2 protein-coding genes and 1 pseudogene are annotated in these 2,633 nt (G+C 76.3%); all 3 read right to left on the bottom strand.

Annotation, left to right across the window (positions count from 1 at the left end; all coding sequences use genetic code 11):
• On the bottom strand, positions 1–910 hold a 910-nt coding region (gene cobM / locus FMEAI12_RS10340), incomplete at its 3' end, for a precorrin-4 C(11)-methyltransferase (RefSeq protein WP_112105841.1).
• The gene (locus FMEAI12_RS10335; RefSeq protein ID WP_112105840.1) at positions 907–1,800 is read right to left on the bottom strand and encodes an SAM-dependent methyltransferase; all 894 of its coding nucleotides are present in this window, start codon (positions 1,798–1,800) and stop codon (positions 907–909) included. The genes FMEAI12_RS10335 and cobM, both read right to left, overlap by 4 nt.
• Positions 1,797–2,633, bottom strand: a pseudogene (locus FMEAI12_RS10330) (cobyrinate a,c-diamide synthase); the annotation flags it as partial. The pseudogene FMEAI12_RS10330 and the gene FMEAI12_RS10335, both read right to left, overlap by 4 nt.

The following is a 2,633-nucleotide window of genomic DNA, read 5'->3' as shown; positions in this document are numbered from 1 at the left end:
GTCCACCGCCGCGCTCGCGGACGGCGTCACGGGCATCGTCTGCGCCGGCGGCGGCCAGCGCCCGGTCGGCGTCGCGCAGCACCGTGCGCGCACCGGACTGCGCCCGCCGGTAGGTGTGAAAATGCCCCGGGTGGTACAGGTGGGAGCGTCGCCCCCCGGCCACCAGCGCCGGGCCGACGAGCACCAGGGTGTGCTTCCACAGCCGGTGCGCCTTGACCGTGTCGGCGAGCGTGTCGAGGGTGCAGCGCACGATCAGCTCGTCCGGCCAGCTCACCTGGTAGGCGACGACACAGGGCGTGTCCGGCGGGTAGCCGCCGGCGAGCAGCTCGTCGCGCAGCTGCCCGGAACGGGCCGCGGACAGGAACAGCGCCATCGTCGTGCCGTGCCGGGCGAGGTCGCGGACCTCCTCCCCGGGTGGCATCGGGGTCTTCCCACCCCCGAGCCGGGTCAGGATCACCGACTGGGCGACCTCGGGGACGGTCAGCTCCCGGCGCAACGCCGCGGCGAGCGCGGTGAAGCTGCTCACCCCGGGCACGATGTCGCTGTCCAGGCCGAGCCGGTCGCAGATCTCCAGCTGCTCCTGCACCGCCCCCCACAGCGCCGGATCCCCCGAGTGGACCCGGGCGACGTGCAGACCCTGCTCGGCGGCACGGCGGTAGACCGCCTCGACGCCCTCCAACGGCAACGCCGCGGAGTCGATCAGTTCGGCGCCGTCACGGGCATGGTCGAGGATGGCGGGGTGCACCAGCGAGGACGCCCAGATCACCACGTCGGCGGCGGCGAGAACCGCCGCGCCGCGCACGGTGATCAGATCGGCGGCACCCGGGCCGGCGCCGACGAAACTGACCCGCCCGCGTCCCGGCCCGGCGCCGTCCACTGGCTGACCGGTGCCGCGGCCGGGGTGGCTCATCGTGGCCACCGTGCCCGCCGCGTCGCCAGGACCGTGGACAGGTAGGGCCCGGTCTCGCCCGGTTCCAGGTCGGCGGCGGGACGGATGTCCTGCTCGGGCAGGCCGAGCGCGGCCCCGTAGACGGCGTGCCCGGCCGGCCCGTCGAGCCGGGCGGCGTCGGCGAGCACCCCGCGGACGGCGGGCAGGGCACGCCCACCCTTGTAGGCGACGACGGTGTCGAAGCCGGCGACCGCGCTGCGGTAGGCGTCGACGCCGGCGGTCAGCGGGAGCAGCGCGAGGGTTTCCGCGCCGTGGGCGAGCACGGTGCCCGACCGGGCGGCCAGGTCCTGCATCGCGGTGATACCCGGCACCGTGTCCAGTTCGACGTCGGGGAGCAGGGTGCGCACTGCGGCGGCGAGGGCGGTGAACGTCGAGTACAGGTTCGGGTCTCCGATCGTCGCGAACGCCACCGTGATCCCAGACCCAGGTCCTGTGTCTGGCGCTGTCGCCGGGCCGGCCAAGGTGCCGGGCGGCCCGCCGTCGGGCGCGCCGTCCGCGGTGCCGGTGGTTTCGCCACGTAGGGCGGCGGCGACGGCACGGGCGGGACCGAGGTAGTCGGCGTCGCCGGCCATCCGGAACGGCAGCGTCACGATCCGGTCGTGGTCGACGTGGGCGCGCACCGTCACCTCCGCCCGCCCCGGCGGCCCCGCACCCGCACCCGTGGCCGTCCCGGGCCGGTCGGTGGGGCTGGGGCTGCCCGGCGCGGGACCGTACGGGCCGTGGCCGTCGCTGACCGGGACGAACACGACGGTCGCCTCCCGCAGAACGCGGACCGCCCGGTAGGTCACCAGGTCCGGGTCGCCCGGGCCGACACCGACACCGACGAGTCGGGGGTTCACCGTGCCGCTCACCGCGATGACACCTCCGTTGTTCCAGGGGACGCCGGGGGATTGCCACCGGCGTCCCGTCCATGGCCGTGCCCGCCGCCGCCGGCGGGTGGGGTGCCGCCGGATGGGCGGGTGCGGGCGGTACCGGCGGCGGCGGCGACGAGCCGCGCCGGCACGGCGGGTAGGCCCGCCCAGTGCAGGTGCAGGTAGGAGGCGTGCACCCCGCCGCGGACGAACCCCTCAGGTCGCCCACCCACCGCCGTACCGTCCGCTCCGCCGTCTCCGTCGTCCACCCGCCCGCCGGCACCGGCGGCGGGGTCGCTGTCACCGAACCGCGGCGGTGGGATGTCCACCTGCCAGGCCGGTGTCCCGGGCAGCTCCGCCCGGTCGACGCTCAGCCGGGTGCGGTGGAACTCGTGGGCGGTGACGACCGTCCCCGCCGCCACCAGCGGGCTGTCAGCCGCGGCGACCGCATGCCGGTAGCCCAGGGTGAGCCGCGGGCCCATCACCGCGTCGGTGTCGAGAACCCCGCACATCGCCGTCCCGTCCAACGAACGGCCCAGGTAGAGCAGCCCGGCGCATTCGGCGACCAGCGGCGCGCCGCGGGCCGCCAGCGCCGCGACCTGCCCACGCAGCCGGCTGTTCGCCGCCAGCGCGCCGGCATGCTCCTCGGGGAACCCGCCACCGACGACCAGCGCGTCCGTGCCGTCCGGGAGGGTCTCGTCGCGCAGCGGGTCGACGGTGAGCACCTGCGCGCCAGCGGCGGTGAGGAGCTCGACGTGCTCGGTGTAGCCGAAGGTGAACGCCGCCCCGCCGGCCACCGCCGCCGGTGCTGCGGGTCGGGTCGGGCAGCACAC

The organism is Parafrankia sp. Ea1.12, assembly GCF_900465275.1.
In the GTDB taxonomy this organism is placed as follows: Bacteria; Actinomycetota; Actinomycetes; order Frankiales; family Frankiaceae; genus Parafrankia; species Parafrankia soli.
This window is presented reverse-complemented; position numbering and strand designations above follow the sequence as displayed.